This window comes from Citromicrobium bathyomarinum (assembly GCF_021021475.1).
Classification (GTDB): domain Bacteria; phylum Pseudomonadota; class Alphaproteobacteria; order Sphingomonadales; family Sphingomonadaceae; genus Alteriqipengyuania; species Alteriqipengyuania bathyomarina.
Window position 1 is genome coordinate 329,735 of record NZ_JAINWL010000003.1, and the last position, 19,762, is coordinate 349,496.

The following is a 19,762-nucleotide window of genomic DNA, read 5'->3' on the forward strand; positions in this document are numbered from 1 at the left end:
TGTTAGAGCGTGTACCCGCCGTCGCTGGTCAGCACGGTGCCGGTGACGTTGGCGGAGGCGTCGGACAGGAGGTAGCCGATGTCGCGTGCCAGCTCGTCTGCGGTGGCGAAGCGGCCGCGCGGGGTGGTCTTGCCCATCTGCGCGATCACCGCCTCGCGCCCGTGCTCGGCAAACTGGGCTTCGTTGTCGGGCGAGTTCCAGATCGCGGTGTCGACCCCGCCCGGAGCGATGGCGTTGACGCGAATGCCATGGCCTGCGTTCTCCGCCGCCGCGATCCGCGCCATGTGCGCAACTGCAGCCTTGGAAACGCCATAGGCACCGATGCCGGGCACCGGCTTGAGCCCGGTGATCGACGCGGTGACGACCGCGCTGCCACGACCCGTCTTCCGCATCGCGCGCAGGGCAGTGGAAAGCGTGAGGAAGGCACCATCGAGGTTGATCGCCATCACCCGCCGCCACTCGGCAAAGTCGAGATCGGCGATCTGGCCGCCGGTGCCGATCCCGGCATTGACCACCGCGTGGTCGAGCCGGTCGAGCTGCGGTTCGAGGGACTTCCAGAAGCCCTCGTCGGCAACGTCGGCCTGGTGGCTCTCGACCTCGCACGAGAGGCCCAGCTTGCCCAAGTCATCTCCGTTGAGATCGATCAGGACCAGCTTGCCGATGCCGTTGCGATCGAGCCAGCGGGCGCACGCGGCACCGATGCCGGAAGCGGCCCCGGTGACGAGTGCGGTGCGGTTAGTGAAGTCATATCCCTCGGTCATGCCGAGGGGCTTAGCGGGTTACGCCGCGTTGTCGATGCCCCGGCAATCGGCGCATCCGAGTTACGCCGCTTCGTTTTCTTCGATGTAGGCGTCCGGATCCTTCTCCTCCCGCTCCACATTCGTGACGTGGTCCGCTTCAAAGGCGAGATACTTGATCCCCAGCGCGATCCGCTTTTCCAGCGGCACCCGGCGGCGGAAATCGGTCAGGCCCTGGCGTTCCTCTTCGGAAAGATGCGCGCTGTTCTGGTAGTTCGCCTTGTCGACGCATTTCCACCAGGCGTCCGACCCGACCTCTTCGTTCAGCGCAGCATCGGCGGCGTTGGCGATCTTGTTATGATCGTCGATCGCGTCTTCGGTGGTCTCGTCCGCACTGTCGGAATCGAGCGCGCCTTTGCCGAGCTGGAGGAGGGTGGGGTAGAAGTACTTCTCTTCCGCCATGGCGTGCGCTTCGAGATGGTCGCGCAGGCGGTTGAAGATTTTTCCGGCCGATTCGAGATCGTCGCGCGCCTCGTCCAGTGCGGCGAACCAGCGGCGCTGGCGGTCGTGGTCGGCGAGAATGCAGTCGACGATATCCATCTGGGGTATTCCTGTTTCCGGCGTGAGATTACGCTCAGAGAACGGGAAATGGCGTGCCGGGTTCCGCCGGCACGGAGCCCGTCAGGCGGCGTTGTCGATCCCGAGGTCGCTCAGCTTGCGGTACAGCGTCGAGCGCCCGATGCCGAGCCTGCGGGCAACCTCGGTCATCCGTCCGCGATAATGGCCGATGGCGAGGCGGATCACATCGGCCTCGATCTCTTCGAGCGGGCGCAGGTTGCCATCATCGGTGTAAAGCATCACGCCGACCGCTTCCTGCACGTGGTGGCCGCTCCCGGCCTGCTCGCCGATCAGTTCGGAAAGCTGGGGGAAATCGCTGCTGGTCAGCATCTCCGCATCGCAGAATACTGCGGCGCGGAACAGGACCGCCTGCAACTGGCGGACATTGCCCGGCCAGTCATAGGCGCACAGCAAATTGAGCGCGCTGTCGGCCAGGCTGAGGTGGCGCAGCCCCGGCTCGTCGCCGATTCGGGCGAGGAAGTGGCGGGCCAGAGAGGCGATGTCGCCCGGGCGCTCACGCAGCGGTGGAAGGCTGATCCGGGTGGCGGAGATCGCGGCGAGCAGGTCCTGGTCGAACTGGCCCTTCGCGGCGAGTTCGGACAGCGGGCGATTGCTCGCGGAAAGCAGGCGGGTGTCGATGCGGAATCCGTGCGTCGCGCCGATCGGACGGACGATGCCTTCGTTCAGCGTGGTCGCGAGGCGAGCCTGCTGATCGGCGGAAAGACGGTCGATCTCGTCGAGCACCAGCGTGCCGGTGTCGCAATGCTGCAGCGCGCCCATCTGGCTCTCGAACGCCCCGGCGAAGGCGCCTTTCTCGTGCCCGAACAGCGCCGATTCGATCGAGTTGACCGGCACCCCGGCGACATTGACGAGGCGGAAGGGGGCCTTGGCGCGCGGGCTGGTCGCCTGGATCGCGCGCAGCAGCATCTCCTTGCCGGTGCCGCTCTCGCCCTCGATCAGCACATGGCCGTGCGATCGCGCGGCCTTGGCGGCGCGGGCCAGCGCGATGCGGAAGATCGGGTCGGTCCCGATCATTGCGTCGAAATCGAGCACCGCAGGCATCTTCTCGGTCAGCGGCTGAAGCTCGTTACGGCTCGCCTCGACCCGGGTGGCGCTGCGCAGAGCGCGCATCAGCCGTTCGGGCGCGACCGGCTTGATCAGATAGTCGGTCGCCCCGGCGCGCATCGCCTCGACCGCCAGCAGCGGGCTGGCACTGGTGGTCAGCATCAGAATCGGCAGCGCGGGGCGGCGCTTCTTGAGTTCGGCAATCAGGTCGCACGCGGCATCGCCTGGCACCCACTGGTCGAGGATGATGGCAGACAGCTGCATGCCCTGCCGCGTGCCCAGCGTGGCAATCGCGGTTTCGGCATCGTTGACGACGAGCGTGCGCCAGCCGTCGCGGGCGGCGAGCGCGGTGACGAGGCGGCTCTGCGCCGGCTCGTCGTCGATCAGCATTAGCAAGCGTTCTTCGTGATCGGCCATTTTTCCCCGCCATGCCTGTGCAAGGGAATGTGTCCCGTTGCGGTGCAGGGCGCTGGTCTACCCGACGGCGGTAAAGACCAGATTAAGGCTAGTTTCCCTCGCTCATGCGATAGTGCACAGCAGCAAGAGCTTGAGAATGGCGGGGGGCGAGGATAGACCCTGCCGCGACTAGCGCCTCAACCGGAGAATTTACGCGCCATGGCCGCACAAAACGAAGCCGTTACCAAGGATATCGAGAAGGCTCGCAACACGTACGAACGCTTCATGGGAAGCCTGAAGTTCGCGATCCCGATCATTTGCCTGATCGTGTTCATCGTCGTGCTGCTGATCGCGCCCTGACCGCATGAAGATCGCGGTCCTCAAGGAGCAGGCGGCGGGTGAGACGAGGGTCGCATTGACCCCGGAAACCGCCAAGAAGTTCATCGCACTCGGCGCCGAAGTCTCGGTCGAGGCAGGCGCGGGAGAGACCGCCGCGATTGCCGATTCGGCTTTTCGCGATGCGGGTGCAAGCGTTGGCCCGGCGGCCGAGGTGGTGAAGGACGCGGGCATCGTGCTCGGCGTTCAGGCGCCCGATCCCGCCGCGCTTGCCGGCGCAAAGCCCGGCGCGAAGGTTGCCGCGCTGTTCGATCCGTTCCGCGATGGCGCGCGGGTCGAGGCCTATGCCAGCGCGGGATATGAAGCGCTGAGCATGGAGTTCATGCCGCGCATCACCCGTGCGCAGAGCATGGACGTGCTCTCCAGCCAGTCCAACCTCTCGGGCTACAAGGCGGTGATCGCCGCGGCAGACCAGTACGGCCGCGCGTTCCCGATGATGATGACCGCGGCGGGCACCGTGCAGGCTGCGCGCGTCTTCATCATGGGCGTGGGCGTTGCCGGCCTTCAGGCGATCGCCACCGCCAAGCGGCTGGGCGCGCAGGTCTCCGCCACCGATGTGCGCTCCGCCACGCGCGAGCAGATCGAATCGCTCGGTGCCAAGGCGATTTTCGTCGAGGAGGGCGGGATCGAGGGCGAGGGCAGCGGCGGCTACGCCAGCGAGATGAGCGACGAGTACAAGGCTGCGCAGGCCAAGCTCGTCTCCGAACATATCGCGAAGCAGGACATCGTCATCACCACCGCGCTGATCCCGGGACGCCCGGCACCGCGGCTGGTCTCCGACGAACAGATTGCCAGCATGAAACCGGGCAGCGTCATCTTCGATCTCGCCGTCCCGCAAGGGGGCAATGTCGAAGGCGCGGTGGCGGACGAGCTGGTTACCCGCCATGGTGTCACCATCATGGGCTATGCCAACACGCCTGCGCAGCTGGCACCGGATTCGAGCGCTCTGTTCGCGCGCAACCTGTACAACTTCCTCTCCGCCTTCTGGGACGGTGAGGCGGGGGAGCCGGTGCTGGACGAGGAAATCGGCGATGCCGTGCGGCTGACGCAGGGCGGTCAGGTGGTGAATGCGCGGCTGAAGGACGCGGGCTGAGCCATACTGGGGCACAGGCCGGGGGGCTGAAGAGGGGGGTAAGGTTGCGATGGGGATTCTGAACCAGACCCAGACCACGCCGCAGGGCTTCGTGGACAACCACGGCCATGCATTGGTGGAGGGGGAAGAGGTCTATTTCGCCTTCCGCACGATCCGCGACTGGATCGCCTTCACCGACTGGCGGATGATCTATGTCGATGTGCAGGGCATACTGGGCAACAAGAAGGAATACCTGACGGTTCCCTATCGCTCGATCACGGCATTCTCGATCACCAGCGCTGGCACGATCGACATCGATGCGGAAATCGCGGTGTTCCTCTCCGGCCACCCACCGATCGAGTTCAAGGTCGGCAAGTTCACCAATACCGAGGCGCTGCAAAAGCTGCTCGCCAAACGGATGAACCTGGTCGAATAGCGCGCGTGCGCGATTTGCCGCAGCGTGCCAATCGGCTAGGGATCGCAGCATGAACATGCGCACTCTCCTCGCCGCTCCGGCCATCCTCGCCCTTGCGGCCTGCGCGCCGAGCCTGGCCGACGATGTCGATCTCGAAAACGTCGCGCCGGACGACATTGCCTGGATCGGCGAGAGCCCGGTCTATCCCAACGCCACCATCGCGCAGAACATCTCCTCTGCTCAGGTTTTCTCGAAGCTCGCCGAACTGGTCGAGCAGACCGATCTGGGGGCGACGCTGGACGGGGCAGGGCCGCTGACGATCTTCGCGCCGAGCGACGCGGCGCTGACCGACCTGCCGCCGCACAGCGAAGAAGCGCTGCGGCGCACGCTGGCCTACCACGTGATCGAGGGCCGGATCGACGCAGGCGAACTCGCTGCGCGGATCGTGGAAGGTGGCGGGTCGTACCAGGCGCAGACGCTGTCCGGAGACACGCTGACCTTCCGCGTCGATGGCGACGGGATCGTGATCGTCGATGGTGCAGGCGGCACTGCGCGCGTGACGATGGCCGACCTCAATCAGGCCAATGGCATGATGCACGTGATCGACAAGGTGCTGCTGCCCGCACGGTGATTCGGCAAATCACGCCGGAAATCCCGTCAGCCTAGCCCTTTGTCCATCGACAGCGCCCGCGCGCCTTGCAATAAGCCTCTTCCATTCGGTTTTTGGTCCTCGGGGGAGGCAAGTTTCTAAGATGGACTTCATTTCCGTCCTGTCGATTTTCGTGCTGGCGTGTTTCGTCGGCTATTACGTGGTCTGGTCGGTCACGCCCGCGCTGCACACGCCGCTGATGGCGGTGACCAACGCGATTTCTTCCGTGATCATCGTCGGCGCGCTGATTGCCAGCGCCGAAGCGGGTAGCGCGGTCGCCAAGTGGCTCGGCCTTACTGCGGTGGTGCTTGCCAGCATCAACATCTTCGGCGGCTTCGCCGTGACCGAGCGGATGCTCGCAATGTACAAGAAGAAGGACAGCAAATGAGCCTTCCTCGGGACGTTGAACCGCTCGCCGTGCCGCCCGGTACCGATTACGGCATGAGCCACGCGGTCGAGACCGCTGCCGCTCATGGCCCGACCAATCCCTGGGTTGCGCTCGCCTATCTGGTGGCGGGGGTGTTCTTCATCCTCGCGCTGCGCGGGCTTTCGAGCCCCGCGACCAGCCGCGCGGGCAACCGCAACGGGATGATCGGGATGCTGATCGCGGTGGTCACCGTGATCGTCACCCACGACATTGCCAATATCGTCGAGATCCTCATCGCCATCGCGATCGGCGGACTGATCGGCTTCACCATCGCGCGCAAGATCGCGATGACGCAGATGCCTGAATTGGTCGCAGGCTTCCACAGCCTCGTCGGCATGGCGGCGGTCCTCGTCGGGCTGGCCGCGTGGATGAACCCCGGCGCGTTCGGCATTCTGGATGCCGAGGGTCAGATCCTGACCGTCAGCCGGATCGAGCTGGGGCTTGGCATCGCCATCGGTGCGATCACCTTCTCCGGCTCCGTCATTGCCTTCCTGAAACTCTCCGGGCGGATGGGCGGCAAGCCGATCATGCTGCCGGGTCGGCACATCATCAATCTCGGCACGCTCGCTGCGATCATCGCGCTGATTGCGGCCTATGCGATGTCCGCCACGGCGGGTCCGGGCGAGGGCTGGATGATCGTCGCGGTGGCCGTGCTGGCATTTGCCATCGGCTTCCTGCTGATCATCCCGATCGGCGGGGCGGACATGCCGGTCGTCGTGTCGATGCTGAACAGCTATTCCGGTTGGGCGGCAGCGGCGATGGGCTTCACGCTGGGCAACACCGCGATGATCATCACCGGCGCGCTGGTCGGAAGCTCGGGGGCGATCCTCAGCTACATCATGTGCCGCGCGATGAACCGCAGCTTCATCTCCGTGATCGCGGGTGGCTTCGGCGCAGACGACAGCGCGGCTGGCGGCGGCGAGGCGCGCGAACAGCGCCCCTACAAGCAGGGCAGCGCCGACGATGCCGCATTCATGCTGGAGCAGGCGGAGAAGGTGATCATCATCCCCGGCTACGGCATGGCGGTCGCCCAGGCGCAGCACGCGCTGCGCGAGATGGGCGACGTGCTGAAGGCCAAGGGCGTGGACGTGAAATACGCGATCCACCCCGTCGCGGGCCGCATGCCGGGGCACATGAACGTGCTGCTGGCAGAAGCCAACGTGCCCTATGACGAGGTGTTCGAGCTGGAGGACATCAACTCCGAGTTCGCGCAGGCCGACATCGCCTTCATCATCGGCGCGAACGACGTTGTGAACCCGGCGGCGAAGACCGACAAGTCCAGCCCGATCTACGGCATGCCGGTGTTCGATGTCGGCAATGCCAAGCAGGTCTTCTTCATCAAGCGCTCCATGGGCGGTGTCGGTTACGCGGGCGTCGACAACGACGTGTTCTACCTGAACCAGACGACCATGCTGCTGTCCGACGCGAAGAAGATGGTCGAAGAGATCGTCAAGGCACTCGACTGATGCGTTTTCTGCTGGGGCTGGTCCTCCTGGTGGTGCTGGGCGTGGGTGCCTGGCTCTACTGGGGCGGCGGCATGCAGGTGGTCACCGAACACAGCGTCCGTGTCGCGCTGGTCGAGGCAGGCGTGCCGGAAAGCCAGGCCGAATGCATGGCCCCGCGCATGGCCGAACGGCTGACGCCCCAGCAGCTGCGCAAGCTTGAACGGGTCGCTCCGCAGGAAGGCGAGGCGAAACTGCCGCGCAATGCGGGCGACGCGCTCGATCGCATTCGCCGGGTCGACGATCCCGAGGCGGTCGAAGTGACGATCCGCGCCGCCGCCGCGTGCACTTTCGGCGGGATTTTCGACAAGCTTTAGAGTCCCTTGTCTTCGCCTCAATGCGTGGCACTATGCAACGCATAAGAGGGAGAGAGACATGATCCGCACGCTTATGGCCGCCACTGCGCTGGCCACGCTGGCTTCGCCTGCCTTTGCCGAGACCATTCCGGTCGCGCCGGGGGAGGGCGCGCAGGAGCGGTTGCAGGAGGCGCTGATCCTCGCCGAGCCGGGCGACGAGATATTCCTCCAGGCCGGGCGCTTCGTGCTGACCGACGGCCTCAGCCTCGATGTCGACGGCGTGACCCTGCGCGGCGCGGGGATGCACGCCAGCGTGCTCGATTTCACCGCGCAGGAGGGTTCGGGCGAGGGACTGCTGGTCACCAGCGACGGTGTGACGCTGGTCGATTTCGGGGTCGAGAACCCCAAGGGCGACGGGATCAAGTCCAAGGGCGCGGACGACATCATCTATTCCCGCGTCCGCGTGACGTGGACCAATGGCCCGGCGAGCACCAACGGCGCATACGGCCTCTACCCGGTCGAAAGCACGGGCGTGCTGATCGACGGGTGCGAGGTGTCGGGCGCGTCGGACGCGGGCATCTATGTCGGCCAGTCGAGCCGGATCACCGTGCGCAATTCGCTCGCCAGCTACAACGTCGCCGGGATCGAGATCGAGAACAGCCGCAAGGCGATCGTCGAGCGTAATTACGTGACCGGCAATACCGGCGGCATCCTGGTGTTCGACCTGCCCGGCCTGCCGGTGAAGAACGGCGGCGAGGTGCTGGTCCGCAACAATCTGGTCGCGAACAACACCACCGCCAACTTCGCGCCCGAGGGCAATATCGTCGCCAGCGTGCGGCGCGGCACGGGCATCATGGTGATGGCGAACGATACCGTGTGGGTGGGGCAGAACATGCTCTACGACAACCCGACCGCGCCGATCATGGTCATCGCCTATCCGCTCGCCTTCGATGACCCGGAATACAACCCGTACCCGCGTGAGATCAGCGTGGACTGGAACATCGTCGATGAAGGCGGCACCGATCCGCAGTTCGAAGGAGCGGAGCAGCTGCTCGCCGCGTTTGGCGGCGCCTTGCCGCCGGTGATGTGGGACGGGCTGGAAGATCCCGAGATGACCACGCTGATGGTCCATCCCGACCTTGCCGGGTGGTCGGTCAACCTGCCCAAGCAGGGTGCGGGCATCGAAGCTGCGCGGCCCGGCCCGCTCGAAGCGCCGGCGATCGGCCAGCCGATCAGCATCGAAGGCTGGGGTGCACCCGAGGCGCTGGAAGCGCGCCTGCCGTGAGGACGCCCGCTCTCCTGCTGGCCTGCGCCGCGCTGGCGCTGAGCGTCGGCATCGGTGCCAATGCCACCGCACCGGCGATCGACCGCGACGGCGCGATCACCGGTGCGGCCTTGCCAAGAACGCTGAGCGAATACGGCTTCTTCCGCGATCCCGCCGCGCAGTCCCCGGCCGAGGGCGTGACGCCCTACCGCCTCAACATGCCGCTGTTTTCGGACGGGGCGGAGAAGCTGCGCTTCGTCTACGTGCCCGACGGGGCTGAGGTCGGCATTGGTGATCAGACGCTGCTGGATCTCCCCGTCGGCAGCGCGCTGATCAAGACCTTCGCTTTCGGCGAGGGCGCGGATCGCCGCCTGATCGAGACGCGGGTGCTGCTCCACCGGGCGGACGGATGGATTGCGCTGCCCTATGTGTGGAACGAGGCGCAGACCGAGGCGACGCTGGCGCTGGCGGGTATGCGTGTGCCCGTCACCACGCCCTATGGCGAGCAGATCAATTACCGCGTGCCCAACAAGAACCAGTGCAAGGAATGCCACGGGCTGCAGGGCGCGGTCACGCCGATCGGGCCCAAGGCGCGCAACCTTTCCGCCGAGTGGCTGCAGGCCTTCCTCGGCTCCGTCCCCGAAGGCGCGGATACCATGCCGCGCTGGGAGGATCGCGCGAGCGCTCAGCCGGAAGCTGCCGCGCGCGCCTATCTCGACGTCAACTGCGCGCATTGCCACCGCCCGGCGGCAACCGCGTCCAATTCCGGGCTCGACCTGCGGTGGGAGACCGACGATCCCTACTCGATCGGTGTTGCCAAGCGCCCGGTCGCTGCGGGGCGCGGATCGGGCGGGCTGGAATTCGACATCGTGCCCGGCGACCCCGAAGCATCGATCCTGGTCTATCGCATGGCGAGCGCGGAGCCGGGCGTTGCCATGCCCGAGCTGGGCAAGGCGACGGTGCATGAGGAAGGCCTCGCGCTGGTCGAGCGGTGGATTGCAGGGATGTCCGCGCCATGAAGTGGGTCTGGCGCATCCTGCTGCTGCTGGTCGTCCTTCTGGTCGCGGCGTTCTTCATCTTCCGCACGCCCGACACCGACCCGGCGGAAATGCGCGCCAAGTATGGCGGCGCGCCCTCGCAATTCGTCGAAATCGGCGATGGGGTGACCGTCCATCTTCGCGACGAGGGGCCCCAAAACGAACGGCGCGATGCGCCCGCGATCATCCTGCTCCACGGCTCCAACGCGGATCTGCACACCTGGCAGCCATGGGTCGATGCGCTGAAGGGCCGTTACCGCGTGATCCGCTTCGACCAGATCGGCCACGGGCTGACCGGGCCGGACCCGGACAGCGACTATTCGATTCCCAATTTCGTGTCGGATATCGACGAGGTGGCGGACAGGCTGGGGCTCGATCGCTTCGTGATCGGCGGCAATTCTATGGGTGGCGGGCATGCTGTCGCCTACGCGCTCGCCCATCCGGACCGGGTCGAGGGGCTGATCCTGGTCGATGCCGCAGGCGCGCCGATCCGCAAGGAGGGCAAGGGCAATATCGGTTTCACCATCGCCCGCACGCCGGTGGTCAACCGGATCATGAACCACATCACCCCGCGCGCCATGATCGAACAATCGCTGCGCGAGACGGTCAGCAATCAGGCCATCGTCAGCGATGCGATGGTCGACCGCTATTGGGAATTGCTGCGCTATCCCGGCAACCGCGATGCGACGCGCATCCGTTTCTCCGGCGAATGGAACAGCTTTTCGCAAGACGAGGTGGCGACAATCGATGCGCCCGCGCTGATCATCTGGGGCGAGGAGGACGGGTTGATCCCGGTCGAGGCAGGGCTGTGGTACGACCGCTATCTGCCGGGCAGCACGCTGGTGGTCTATGACGGGATCGGCCATCTGCCGCAGGAGGAAGAGGCGCAGCGCAGCGCCGATTATGTCGCGCAATGGCTCTCGCGGCAGGTCTTCGCTGCCCCCGCAAGCCCGTCGCCTGCGCAATGACGGGCATACCTGTCGCGCTGCTATGGACGTTGCGCCCGCTTCCTCGGTAAGGCTGTCAATCCCCCGCAGCTGGATTCGAGGACGTGGTTTTGCGCAAGGTTGGCCTGATTGGCGGTATGAGCTGGGTCTCTACCGGCATGTATTACGAGTGGATCAATCAGGGCGTCGCCAAGCACTGCGGGCCGATGGTGTCCGCCCCGCTGCTGATCGAAAGCCTCGATTTCGCAGAGCTTTACGGTCTGACCAAGGATGACGAGTGGGATCGTGCGGCGGAAATCCTCGTCAATTCGGCCAAGCGGCTGGAGGCGGCGGGGGCCGAGGCGCTGGCGATCGCCGCAAATTCCATGCACCGCCTCTACGATCAGGTCGCCGAAGCGGTCGATGTTCCGGTGCTGCATATTGCCGATGCGGTGGGCGAGAAGATGAAGGCGGCGGGCGCGGTCAACGCTGCGTTGATCGGCACCCGCAACGTGATGACCGAGAGCTTCTATCGCCGCAAGCTGGTCAGCCACGGGATCGACCTGCTGCCGCCCGACATGAGCAATGTCGATCGCACCAACGAGATCATTTACGAAGAGCTGATGCGCGGCAAGGCGAGCCGTAATGCGGAGCGTTTCTTCCGCACCATGATCACCAATCTGGAACAGGCCGGGGCGAAGGCGATCGTGCTCGCCTGTACCGAGCTCGACATGGTCATCGATGTCGATGCCAATGTCCTGCCGATCTTCGATTCCGCGCGCATCCACAGCGAAGCGGTGGTCGATTGGATACTGGAGCGGTAAGGGGCACCCACAGCTTCCAGTTTCAGTAAAGGTGATCGTCGGGTGGAGAACAGCGCGGTAATCGAGCGGCCAGCGGATCGCTCCCACCTCGCGGCCGATCCCGCGCGCTCGCGCGGGCGGGAGTTTCCCGGGACGACAGACGAGAGCCGGGGTCCGCGCAGCGCGTTCCAGCGCGACCGCGACCGGATCATCCACTCGATCGCGTTCCGCCGGCTGCGCAGCAAGACGCAGGTCTTCGTCGCGCCCGAGGGCGATCATTACCGCACCCGCCTGACGCACAGCCTCGAAGTCGCGCAGATCGGCCGCGTGATCGCACGGTCGTTGGGGTTGGACGAGGATCTGACCGAGGCGCTGTGCCTTGCGCACGACATCGGCCATCCGCCCTTCGGCCATGCGGGCGAGGATGCGCTGGACGCCGCACTGGCGGATGCGGGCGGGTTCGACCACAATGCGCAGACGCTGCGTACGCTGATGCGGCTCGAAAGCCCCTATTGTACGCACGAAGGGCTGAACCTGAGCTGGGAAGTGCTCGAAGGGCTGGCCAAGCATAACGGCCCGGTCGAGAACCCGCACTGGGCGCTCGCCGCGCTGGACGAGGCCTTTCCGCTCGACCTGCATCAATGGCCCAGCCTGGAAGCGCAGGTCGCTGCGGTCGCGGACGATATTGCCTACGATAACCACGATATCGACGACGGGCTGCGCGCAGGCTTCCTCGAACTCGACGATCTGCTGACGCTCGACTTCATCGCCGATCAGTGGCGCGAGGTCGAACGCCGCTTTCCCCATGCCCCGCGCGACCGGCAATTGCGCGAGCTGGTGCGCGGGCAGATCGGGTGGATGGTCAACGATGTGCTCGCCCACACCCGCGCCTCGACCGAAGGGTTGGACGATTCCACACAGATCGCTCAGGCGGGGCGGCAGCTGGCAGGGTTCTCGCCCGCGCTCCACGCGGCGGAACGAAGGCTCAAGGCGTTCATGTACGCCAAGCTCTATTACCATCCCGAACAGACCGCCACGGCGGACAAGGCCCATGCCGTTATAGAACAGCTCTGGCACGCCTATTGCGGAGATCCGGCGAGGATGGGATCGGAGTGGGCGGACGGCTTGCCTGCGCAAGAACCGCACCGCAGCAGGCATATCGCGGATTATATCGCGGGCATGTCCGATCGATTCGCGCTAGAACGCATCCGGGAGATCACCGGAAACGCGCCGGACGATCTGAGCAATGTGTAAAGGGGGCACATGAGCAGCCGATTTCGCGTCGCTATGGGGGGAGTGAGCGAGGTCGTGGGGCTGCGCCTGATCCATCAGGCGTTGCATCAGCCGCAGATCCGCCTCGTCGCGCTGACTCTGGGCGAGATCGAGATGCCCTGGGGCAGCCGGATGGAAGTGTTCATCGCCGATGCGGACCGCTGGTCGCGCGTGATGAAGGCGATGCGGCCGAAGGTGTTCATCGTTGGCCTGGGCCCCGCGCTCAATCTCGCCGGGCGCGACGACAGTCCGCTGCGCGCGATCGAGGACGAGGAGGCGGTGGTCGAAATCGCCAAGACCGCACGCTTTGCAGGGGTCGAGCGGCTGATCGCGATTAGCGCCGAAGGGGCGGACCGCTGGGCGCGCGACCGGCATCTGAGCGCCAAGGGCAAGGCGGAGGCCGAGCTGGCGCGGCTCGGCTTCAAGCGGCTCGACATCATCCGCCCCGGCCCGCTGGTCGAAAAGACCTCGCCCGATGGGGGCAAGCTGACTCGACTGGGCGCGCTGCGTGGTCGCGGGACCGATGTGCAGACCGTGGCGGAAGCGATCATGACGCTGAGCTTGCGGCGCACCCCGGGCAAGTTCACCCACGAGGAGGACGGGATAGAGCGCGCTGCGGCGATGCTCTCGCGCGCTCCGACGGGCAGGCAGGCGACGAGCGCGGGGGCAGACGCGACGGGTGAGGATACCGGCGACGCGGACCACCCGCGCGCGCAGCAGGAATAGACGCAATGTGGCAGGCCCTGTTCGATATCACCAACGCGATCGCGCTGATCGGCTGGGCGCTGCTGATCCTGCTGCCCCGGCGCGAGAGCGTGATCTACACCATTCTGTACGGCGCGATCGGCTTGTTGTGCGCGACCTATCTGGTGATGCTGGTCGCGCTGGTGGGCAATCTGGTCGATCCGATGCCGGCCGCCGGAGCCGCGGCGGATCCGGGATTCGACTATTCGGTCGAAGGGCTGATGGCGATGTTCCGCTCTCAGGGCGCGATCGTGGTCGGCTGGACGCATTACCTCGCGCTGGACCTGCTCGCCGGGCTGTGGATCGCCCGCGATGCGGACAGGCTGGGGGCGGGGCGGTTGCTGCAGGTGCCCTACCTCCTCGCGACCTTCATGGCCGGGCCGGCGGGCGTGTTCGCCTGGCTGGTGACGCGCCAGTTCATCGGCGGCGACAAGGCTGCGCGCTGATGGCACTGGTCGATCAGGACAGCGCGCAGGTCCGTTTCCCGCCGCCGCTGGTGGTGCTGGGATGCCTGCTCACGGGGCTGGCGCTCGACCGGGTGCTGGGGCTCGCCGCGCTTGATAGTGCGGTGCTGCGCCCGGTGGGCGTGGTGATCGGCGCGCTGGGCGTGGCGATCCTCGGCTCGGGACTGATCGGCTTCTTCAGGGCGGGCAATGACCCCGAACCGTGGAAGAAGGATACGCAGCTGGTCACCTCGGGCCTCTACCGCTTCAGCCGCAATCCGATGTATCTGGGCATGGTGATGGTCCAGCTGGGCATCGCGCTGTTCTGCCAGAGCATTGGCGGCGTGCTCTCGGTTCCGCTCGCCATTGCGCTGGTCGATCGGTTCGTGATCGCGCGGGAAGAACCCCATCTGCGGGCGACCTTCGGGCGGGATTACGAGAACTACTCCAAACGCGTGCGGCGCTGGCTGTGAGCGCGAAACGCGAAAGCCCCGCCGCACAGCGCAACCGCGAACCTATCGCGGACGTGCTGGCCGATGTTCTGCCCGAACGGGGCATCGTGCTTGAAATAGCGAGCGGCACGGGCGAGCATGTCGTCCATTTTGCGAAGCGTTTTGCGCATCTAGAGTGGTGTCCGAGCGATCCCGATGCAGGGGCGCGTGCATCGATCGCCGCACATGTCGCGCAGGCTGGGCTCGCGAATGTGATACCACCGCTCGCTCTCGATGCGGCGGCGAGCGAATGGCCGCTGGATGCGGCCGACGCGATTGTGTGCATCAACATGGTCCATATCAGCCCGTGGCAGGCGACCGAGGGGCTGTTTGCGGGCGCCGCGCGGCTGCTGCCGCCGATGGATGGCCCGCTGATTCTCTACGGCCCTTATCTGGAGCGTGAGGTCGAGACAGCGCCGTCCAATCTCGCCTTCGATGAAAGCCTGAAGGCGCGCGATCCCCGCTGGGGCCTGCGTGATCTTGCCGATGTCGATGCACTGGCGAAGCGCCACGGGTTCACGCGCACGTTGCGCGTGGCGATGCCCGCGAACAATCTTATCGTGGTTTACCGCAAGGCCTGACGGTCGGCATTGCCGACCGTCAGGATGCCGAGCCTCAGGACGTCTGCGTGAGAGCGGGCTGCTCGTAATTCTCCGGCGTCAGATCCAGCCGTTCGATCCGTTGCACGGGCTCGCGCACGCGCAATCTGGTGCCGGTGGTCTGGGCGAAGCGCTGGGTGATCGTGTAGCGCTCGATGATGTAGAAGCCCGGAATCTCGCCATCGCGGGCCACGGGGGCGTAGCGGCGGCTGTTCACGTGCCGTTTGACCTGATCGAGCCAGCCGGTTTCGCCTTGCGAGCGCAGGACTTCGAAATCCTCGACCACGCCGTCCGCATTGACCCAGAAGGCGACGTCCGCCCATGTCGGATGATTGCGCGACAGCGACGTCAGACGCGCGTTCCCGCTGTTGGGCCGCGCCGATTCGCGGTCTAGATCCGCATCCGTGTAAAGCGGGGCGGAATAGAGCAGCATCGGCCGTTTCACGCCGCCACGTTCGGCAAAGCGGCGGATCAGATCTTCGGTCGAAGCATCCTTGCCGTCCCTACGATCGACTCGCGCCAGCATGACGTCAGCGATCAGGCCGAGATCCTCGGCACCCTCAAGGGGTTTCTGGCGAATTTCCTGCAATTGCTGGACGAAACGGCGGCGATAGACATCGTTTCTGGTGGTTACGAAACGGCTGTCGTCGAGCAATGCCTGCCGCAGCCGGGCATAGGTCGCCACGCGCGGCTGACCTGCTGCCAGCGCTTCTTTTTCGACCCGCTCGTAGATGACCCTCGCATCGTCCGGATGGCCGAGCTTGGCGCGGCTGTCGCCGACATCGAGATCGGCGAGCAGGACGCGCGGATCGTTGTCGTCGAAGCCTGCCTCCAGCGCGTCGCGCGCGTCGAGCGTGGCGAGCTTGAAGCTGTTCGCTTCGCCCAGATGTTCGGAGACGCGTGAATAGGCGCGGTACAGGCCCGACACCTCTTCGGGCAGTCGCTCGTCATAGCGGCTGTTGCGACCGATCGCCTTCCTCAGGATGGAGCTGGCGTCGCGATATTCGCCTGCGACGAACAGATTTTCCGCGTAGGCCAGCGAGGCCGCGATATCTTCTTCCGGAGGGCACCCGCGTTCGAGACAGGCGGCGAGATCGCGCGAGGTATTCTCAAGAGACCTCGCGGTGACGACGATGTTAGACTGGTCGTCCGATTGTTGCTGTGCAGATGCGCCAGAGCCGAGGGCCAGCAAGGATACGCTGAGCGGAAGAAGAATACTGCGGGTCATGATAGATTTACCTCACTGTAGCTCCAGGGAGATTGTTTTATATCATGCTTTGCCGCAGTCGCCTAATATCTTTGCGCGATGAGGAAAGCGGGGCGCGCAGTCGTGCCGCGCGCCCCGCAATGGATATCAGTCGATGGCGTCTTCCCCGGCCTGGCCGACGGACTGGATGTCTTCGCCGGCACCCTTCACGGTGTTGCAGGCGGTCGCGGTGAGGCCGAGGGCTGCGATTCCGGCGGCGATGGCGAGCTTGCGGATCATGGGTCAAGTCCTTTCAAGAAAAAGGCGCTCCATGCGCCTTTGCCGATGTCAACGCTGTTGCTGGGCGAGCGGTTCCTCGGGCGCAGGAACGTGCAGCCGGGCGCGCCGTGCCTTGCGTGCAAGATGGCCCTCGCGCACCAGAATGATGGTCCCGGCAAGGATGATCAGCGGCGCACCGATCCAGGTATTGGGCACCGGCAGCTCATCGAACACCTGCCAGCCGTACAGCGTGGCCCACAGCAGCGCGGTGTAATCCATCACGATCACCGTCGCCGCCGATCCGAAGCGCAGCGATGTGGTCAGCAACAGCTGCGCCGCCGCCCCGCTCAGCCCGACGCCGCCCAGCAGCAGCCAGGTCTCGCTCGAATGCGCCTTGGCGACGAAGGGCAGGGCAAGCGCCAGCAAAGGCACGGTCAGCAGGCAGAACCAGAACACGATGCTGGTCGGGCTTTCGGTCTTGTTCAGATCCTGAATCTGGATCGATGTCAGCGCGACCATGAAGGCCCCGCCGAGCCCGACGGCGATCCCCAGCGGGTCGACCGGATTGCCGCCGGGCTGGGCGACGATCAGGATACCGGCAAAACCGATCGCGATCGCGCTCCAGCGATAGCGGCCGATCCGCTCCTTCATCAGCAGCATGGACAGGATCACGGCCCAGATCGGCGCAGTGAAGTTGATCGTGGTCGCTTCGGCCAGCGGCAGCATGATGACCGCGCCATAGACCAGCGCCATGCCGACGATGCCGTAGGCGCTACGGATCGCGTGGCTTTTGAACCGGACCGGTTTGAGCGTCGCGAAGCCGACCGTGGCGGCGGCAAAGGCGATCATCGCCAGCAGCGTGACCGCCTGACGCCAGAAGATGATTTCGAGCAGGTGGACGCCGTCTTCCCCGACCAGCTTGACCAGCATCGACAGCGTGGTGAGCGAGAACGCGGCGAGCAGGCGCAGGCCGATCGCGGTCAGTGGGCGGGACTGGGCGACCGATGCATCCATGCGTTGCTGGTAGTGATTGCTGGTGCCGGTTCAAGCGATGATTGGATCATTGCGCTTGGCGCGGTCAGGCCCCACCTGCGCGCGATGACGTGGTGGCACGATCTTCTTTTCATCAGCGATGCGGGCCGCGTCGCTCTGCTTGGCGCGGGCTTCATCGCGCTCGCGCTGGTGGCACTGGTGGGGGAGAAGGTGCGTACGAGACGCGCGCGGATCGATCGGGTTGGCTGGGTGCCGTGGACGACGATCTTTCTTGCCGCTGCCGTGATTGGCGGCGGCTTGCTGGCGTCAGCGATACCGCCTCTTCTTCAAGGGTAGCTAACGCGGCGGACGCCGCGATGCCCTCCCCGATGCCCTCCCTTGAAAGGGGGGAATTAAGAGAAATCCCGCAATCGCAAGCCGCAGGCGAGGGCAAGGCCGGAGTCGGAGCCGAAGGCGCAGACGGCCGAAGGCCACCTGCACGGCCGCCCGAGCTTTTGCGAGGACATCGCACACCCGGATGGGTGTGCGTCAGGCATGTCAGAGACATGCCTCCAAATACGCCTGATCGAAACCGAACTGGCGGGCCTTTTCGAGCGTGTAGGGGCGCAGGCCCGAACTGCGGAATTCGCCCTTGATCTTCCCGTCTTCGCCTTCTTCCAGATATTCGAACTTGAACAGTTCCTGGGTGACGATGACCTCGCCCTCCATCCCGATCACCTCGGTGATGTTGGTCGTGCGGCGGCTGCCGTCGCGCAGGCGCTTGACCTGAACGATCAGGTCGACGGACTCCGCGATCTGGCGGCTGATCGCTTCTTTGGGGATCTTGATGTCGCCCATCAGGATCATGTTTTCCATACGCCCCAGCGCCTCGCGCGGGGAGTTGGCGTGCAGCGTGCACATCGAACCGTCGTGGCCCGTGTTCATCGCGGCGAGCAGGTCGAAGGCTTCCGCGCCACGAATTTCGCCCAGGATGATCCGGTCGGGTCGCATACGCAGCGCGTTCTTGACCAGGTCGCCGATGGTGATCGCGCCTTGCCCCTCCAGGTTTGGCGGGCGGGTTTCGAGCGGCAGCCAGTGCGGCTGCTGCAGGCGAAGTTCGGCGGCGTCTTCGATGGTCAGCACACGCTCGCCCGGGTCGATCATCTTCGACAGGGCGTTGAGCATGGTCGTCTTACCCGAGCCCGTACCGCCGGAGATCACCACGTTCATCCGGCAGGCGCCTGCAACCTTGAGCGCGGTCGCCATCTTGTCGTCCATCGAGCCCCAGTTCTTGAGCATGTCGATGGTGATCGGCTTTTCGGAGAATTTACGAATCGAGATCGCCGTGCCGCGCAGGGATAGCGGCGGGACGATAACGTTGACGCGGCTGCCATCCTTGAGGCGCGCGTCGGCCAGCGGGGTGGTCTGGTCGACCCGGCGGCCGACCTGGTTCACGATCCGTTGCGCGATCTGGAACAGGTGCTGTTCGTCGCGGAACTGGATCGGCGCGATCTGCAGCTTGCCCTTCTTTTCGATGTAGGTCTGGTCCGGGCCGTTGACCATGATGTCGCTGACGTCGGGGTCGGTCAGAAGCTCTTCGAGCGGGCCGAAGCCCAGCAGCTCGTCGATCAGCACCTTTTCCAGCGCGAACTGCTCACGCCGGTTGAGCGTGATCTTGAGCTCGGCCAGCACCTCCATGATGATCGGCCGGAATTCCTCGGCCAGTTCGTCCTTGGTCAGGGTGGAGGCGGCTTCGGGGTCGATCCTCTCGAGCAGGCGCGGCAGCACCTGTTCCTTGATCTTGTGGACGCTCGCCTCGAACCCGGTGACCTCTTCGCGCACGTGGACCGCGTTGGAACGCTCGTCCAGGCGGCTCATCGCGCTGGCGTGGCGGTTGGCGGAAGGAGACGGGGCGGGAGAGGGAACTGCGGGCGCATCCTGTCGGGAAGATGCATCGCCGTCATTGGGAACCGGCGGAAACTGCTCGCCGCCTTCGGGGCCGCTTTCCTGCGACGGATTGCCACCCCTCATCGGCTTGGCATTTCCGAAAGCCGGACGGCTGCCGGAACCCATGCCTCCGGGGCCGTTCCTGCGTCCGAAAGCGCTCATTTCATTCCCCCATGCCCGTCCGGGCGGATAATGGCTGCGGGTGCGGCGCGAATGGCCAACACCG

The 19,762-nt window shown here is 65.4% G+C and carries 24 protein-coding genes; 17 read left to right on the top strand and 7 right to left on the bottom strand.

Going from position 1 to position 19,762, the window contains the following annotated elements; all coding sequences use genetic code 11:
- Nucleotides 1-2 precede the first annotated feature (2 nt).
- The 3 genes from K7H93_RS13245 to K7H93_RS13255 form a co-directional block, all read right to left on the bottom strand.
- Nucleotides 3-761, bottom strand: coding sequence for an SDR family NAD(P)-dependent oxidoreductase (locus K7H93_RS13245; protein WP_230784016.1), 759 nt, complete (start codon nt 759-761; stop codon nt 3-5).
- 60 nt (nt 762-821) lie between these two features.
- The gene (locus tag K7H93_RS13250) at nt 822-1,337 is read right to left on the bottom strand and encodes a hemerythrin domain-containing protein (protein WP_010238638.1); all 516 of its coding nucleotides are present in this window, start codon (nt 1,335-1,337) and stop codon (nt 822-824) included.
- 81 nt (nt 1,338-1,418) lie between these two features.
- Entirely contained in the window at nt 1,419-2,837 is a 1,419-nt protein-coding gene (locus K7H93_RS13255; RefSeq protein WP_054524737.1) for a sigma-54-dependent transcriptional regulator, read from the bottom strand.
- 198 nt (nt 2,838-3,035) lie between these two features.
- Between K7H93_RS13255 and K7H93_RS13260 the strand changes: the two genes are divergently transcribed.
- The 16 genes from K7H93_RS13260 (at nt 3,036) to K7H93_RS13335 (ending at nt 15,134) form a co-directional block, all read left to right on the top strand.
- A complete protein-coding gene (locus K7H93_RS13260; RefSeq protein ID WP_010238636.1) occupies nt 3,036-3,176 on the top strand; it encodes a hypothetical protein in 141 nt (46 codons plus the stop codon).
- A gap of 4 nt (nt 3,177-3,180) precedes the next feature.
- Entirely contained in the window at nt 3,181-4,305 is a 1,125-nt protein-coding gene (locus tag K7H93_RS13265; RefSeq protein ID WP_230784017.1) for an NAD(P) transhydrogenase subunit alpha, read from the top strand.
- Nucleotides 4,306-4,354: 49 nt separating this feature from the next.
- Nucleotides 4,355-4,720 carry a PH domain-containing protein gene (locus tag K7H93_RS13270; protein WP_010238634.1) on the top strand — a complete coding sequence of 122 codons (366 nt, stop codon included), beginning with the start codon at nt 4,355-4,357 and terminating at the stop codon, nt 4,718-4,720.
- Between the two features lie 49 nt (nt 4,721-4,769).
- Complete coding sequence (locus tag K7H93_RS13275) at nt 4,770-5,330, top strand: fasciclin domain-containing protein (protein ID WP_230784018.1); 561 nt, start codon at nt 4,770-4,772, stop codon at nt 5,328-5,330.
- A 121-nt stretch (nt 5,331-5,451) separates the two neighbouring features.
- Nucleotides 5,452-5,736 carry an NAD(P) transhydrogenase subunit alpha part 2 gene (locus K7H93_RS13280; protein WP_230784019.1) on the top strand — a complete coding sequence of 95 codons (285 nt, stop codon included), beginning with the start codon at nt 5,452-5,454 and terminating at the stop codon, nt 5,734-5,736.
- A gap of 53 nt (nt 5,737-5,789) precedes the next feature.
- A complete protein-coding gene (locus K7H93_RS13285) occupies nt 5,790-7,241 on the top strand; it encodes an NAD(P)(+) transhydrogenase (Re/Si-specific) subunit beta (RefSeq protein ID WP_230784155.1) in 1,452 nt (483 codons plus the stop codon).
- Nucleotides 7,241-7,594, top strand: coding sequence for a hypothetical protein (locus K7H93_RS13290; RefSeq protein ID WP_230784020.1), 354 nt, complete (start codon nt 7,241-7,243; stop codon nt 7,592-7,594). Before K7H93_RS13285 ends, K7H93_RS13290 begins: the two co-directional genes overlap by 1 nt.
- 58 nt (nt 7,595-7,652) lie before the next feature.
- Nucleotides 7,653-8,858, top strand: coding sequence for a parallel beta-helix domain-containing protein (locus K7H93_RS13295; RefSeq protein ID WP_230784021.1), 1,206 nt, complete (start codon nt 7,653-7,655; stop codon nt 8,856-8,858).
- The gene (locus tag K7H93_RS13300; protein ID WP_230784022.1) at nt 8,855-9,856 is read left to right on the top strand and encodes an SO2930 family diheme c-type cytochrome; all 1,002 of its coding nucleotides are present in this window, start codon (nt 8,855-8,857) and stop codon (nt 9,854-9,856) included. Before K7H93_RS13295 ends, K7H93_RS13300 begins: the two co-directional genes overlap by 4 nt.
- A complete protein-coding gene (locus K7H93_RS13305) occupies nt 9,853-10,842 on the top strand; it encodes an alpha/beta fold hydrolase (RefSeq protein WP_230784023.1) in 990 nt (329 codons plus the stop codon). Before K7H93_RS13300 ends, K7H93_RS13305 begins: the two co-directional genes overlap by 4 nt.
- An 89-nt stretch (nt 10,843-10,931) precedes the next feature.
- The gene (locus K7H93_RS13310) at nt 10,932-11,624 is read left to right on the top strand and encodes an aspartate/glutamate racemase family protein (RefSeq protein WP_269060290.1); all 693 of its coding nucleotides are present in this window, start codon (nt 10,932-10,934) and stop codon (nt 11,622-11,624) included.
- A 42-nt stretch (nt 11,625-11,666) separates the two neighbouring features.
- Nucleotides 11,667-12,857: a deoxyguanosinetriphosphate triphosphohydrolase gene (locus K7H93_RS13315; protein WP_230784025.1), complete on the top strand. Its 1,191-nt coding sequence runs from the start codon at nt 11,667-11,669 to the stop codon at nt 12,855-12,857.
- 9 nt (nt 12,858-12,866) lie between these two features.
- Nucleotides 12,867-13,601: an NAD(P)H-binding protein gene (locus K7H93_RS13320; RefSeq protein ID WP_230784026.1), complete on the top strand. Its 735-nt coding sequence runs from the start codon at nt 12,867-12,869 to the stop codon at nt 13,599-13,601.
- Between the two features lie 5 nt (nt 13,602-13,606).
- Nucleotides 13,607-14,065: an abscisic acid-deficient protein Aba4 family protein gene (locus K7H93_RS13325; protein WP_054524725.1), complete on the top strand. Its 459-nt coding sequence runs from the start codon at nt 13,607-13,609 to the stop codon at nt 14,063-14,065.
- Nucleotides 14,065-14,535: a methyltransferase family protein gene (locus K7H93_RS13330; RefSeq protein WP_230784027.1), complete on the top strand. Its 471-nt coding sequence runs from the start codon at nt 14,065-14,067 to the stop codon at nt 14,533-14,535. Before K7H93_RS13325 ends, K7H93_RS13330 begins: the two co-directional genes overlap by 1 nt.
- Nucleotides 14,532-15,134, top strand: a complete 603-nt coding sequence (locus K7H93_RS13335) for a DUF938 domain-containing protein (protein ID WP_230784028.1) — start codon at nt 14,532-14,534, stop codon at nt 15,132-15,134. The genes K7H93_RS13330 and K7H93_RS13335 overlap by 4 nt, the downstream gene beginning before the upstream one ends.
- Nucleotides 15,135-15,168: 34 nt before the next feature.
- Here K7H93_RS13335 and K7H93_RS13340 read toward each other — a convergent pair whose 3' ends face one another.
- From K7H93_RS13340 to K7H93_RS13350, 3 genes are all read right to left on the bottom strand, one after another.
- Nucleotides 15,169-16,380 (bottom strand): energy transducer TonB, encoded by a 1,212-nt coding sequence (locus K7H93_RS13340; RefSeq protein WP_226664346.1) that lies wholly within the window; start codon nt 16,378-16,380, stop codon nt 15,169-15,171.
- Nucleotides 16,381-16,506: 126 nt separating this feature from the next.
- A complete protein-coding gene (locus K7H93_RS13345; RefSeq protein WP_010238604.1) occupies nt 16,507-16,638 on the bottom strand; it encodes an entericidin A/B family lipoprotein in 132 nt (43 codons plus the stop codon).
- A gap of 48 nt (nt 16,639-16,686) precedes the next feature.
- A complete protein-coding gene (locus tag K7H93_RS13350; RefSeq protein ID WP_230784029.1) occupies nt 16,687-17,631 on the bottom strand; it encodes a DMT family transporter in 945 nt (314 codons plus the stop codon).
- Nucleotides 17,632-17,715: 84 nt separating this feature from the next.
- On the opposite strand from K7H93_RS13350, the gene K7H93_RS13355 reads away from it, so the two are divergent.
- Nucleotides 17,716-17,946, top strand: a complete 231-nt coding sequence (locus tag K7H93_RS13355; RefSeq protein WP_054524721.1) for a hypothetical protein — start codon at nt 17,716-17,718, stop codon at nt 17,944-17,946.
- A 201-nt stretch (nt 17,947-18,147) separates the two neighbouring features.
- Here the strand turns inward: K7H93_RS13355 and K7H93_RS13360 are convergent, their stop codons facing one another.
- Complete coding sequence (locus K7H93_RS13360) at nt 18,148-19,662, bottom strand: TadA family conjugal transfer-associated ATPase (protein ID WP_010238598.1); 1,515 nt, start codon at nt 19,660-19,662, stop codon at nt 18,148-18,150.
- Between the last annotated feature and the right edge of the window lie 100 nt (nt 19,663-19,762).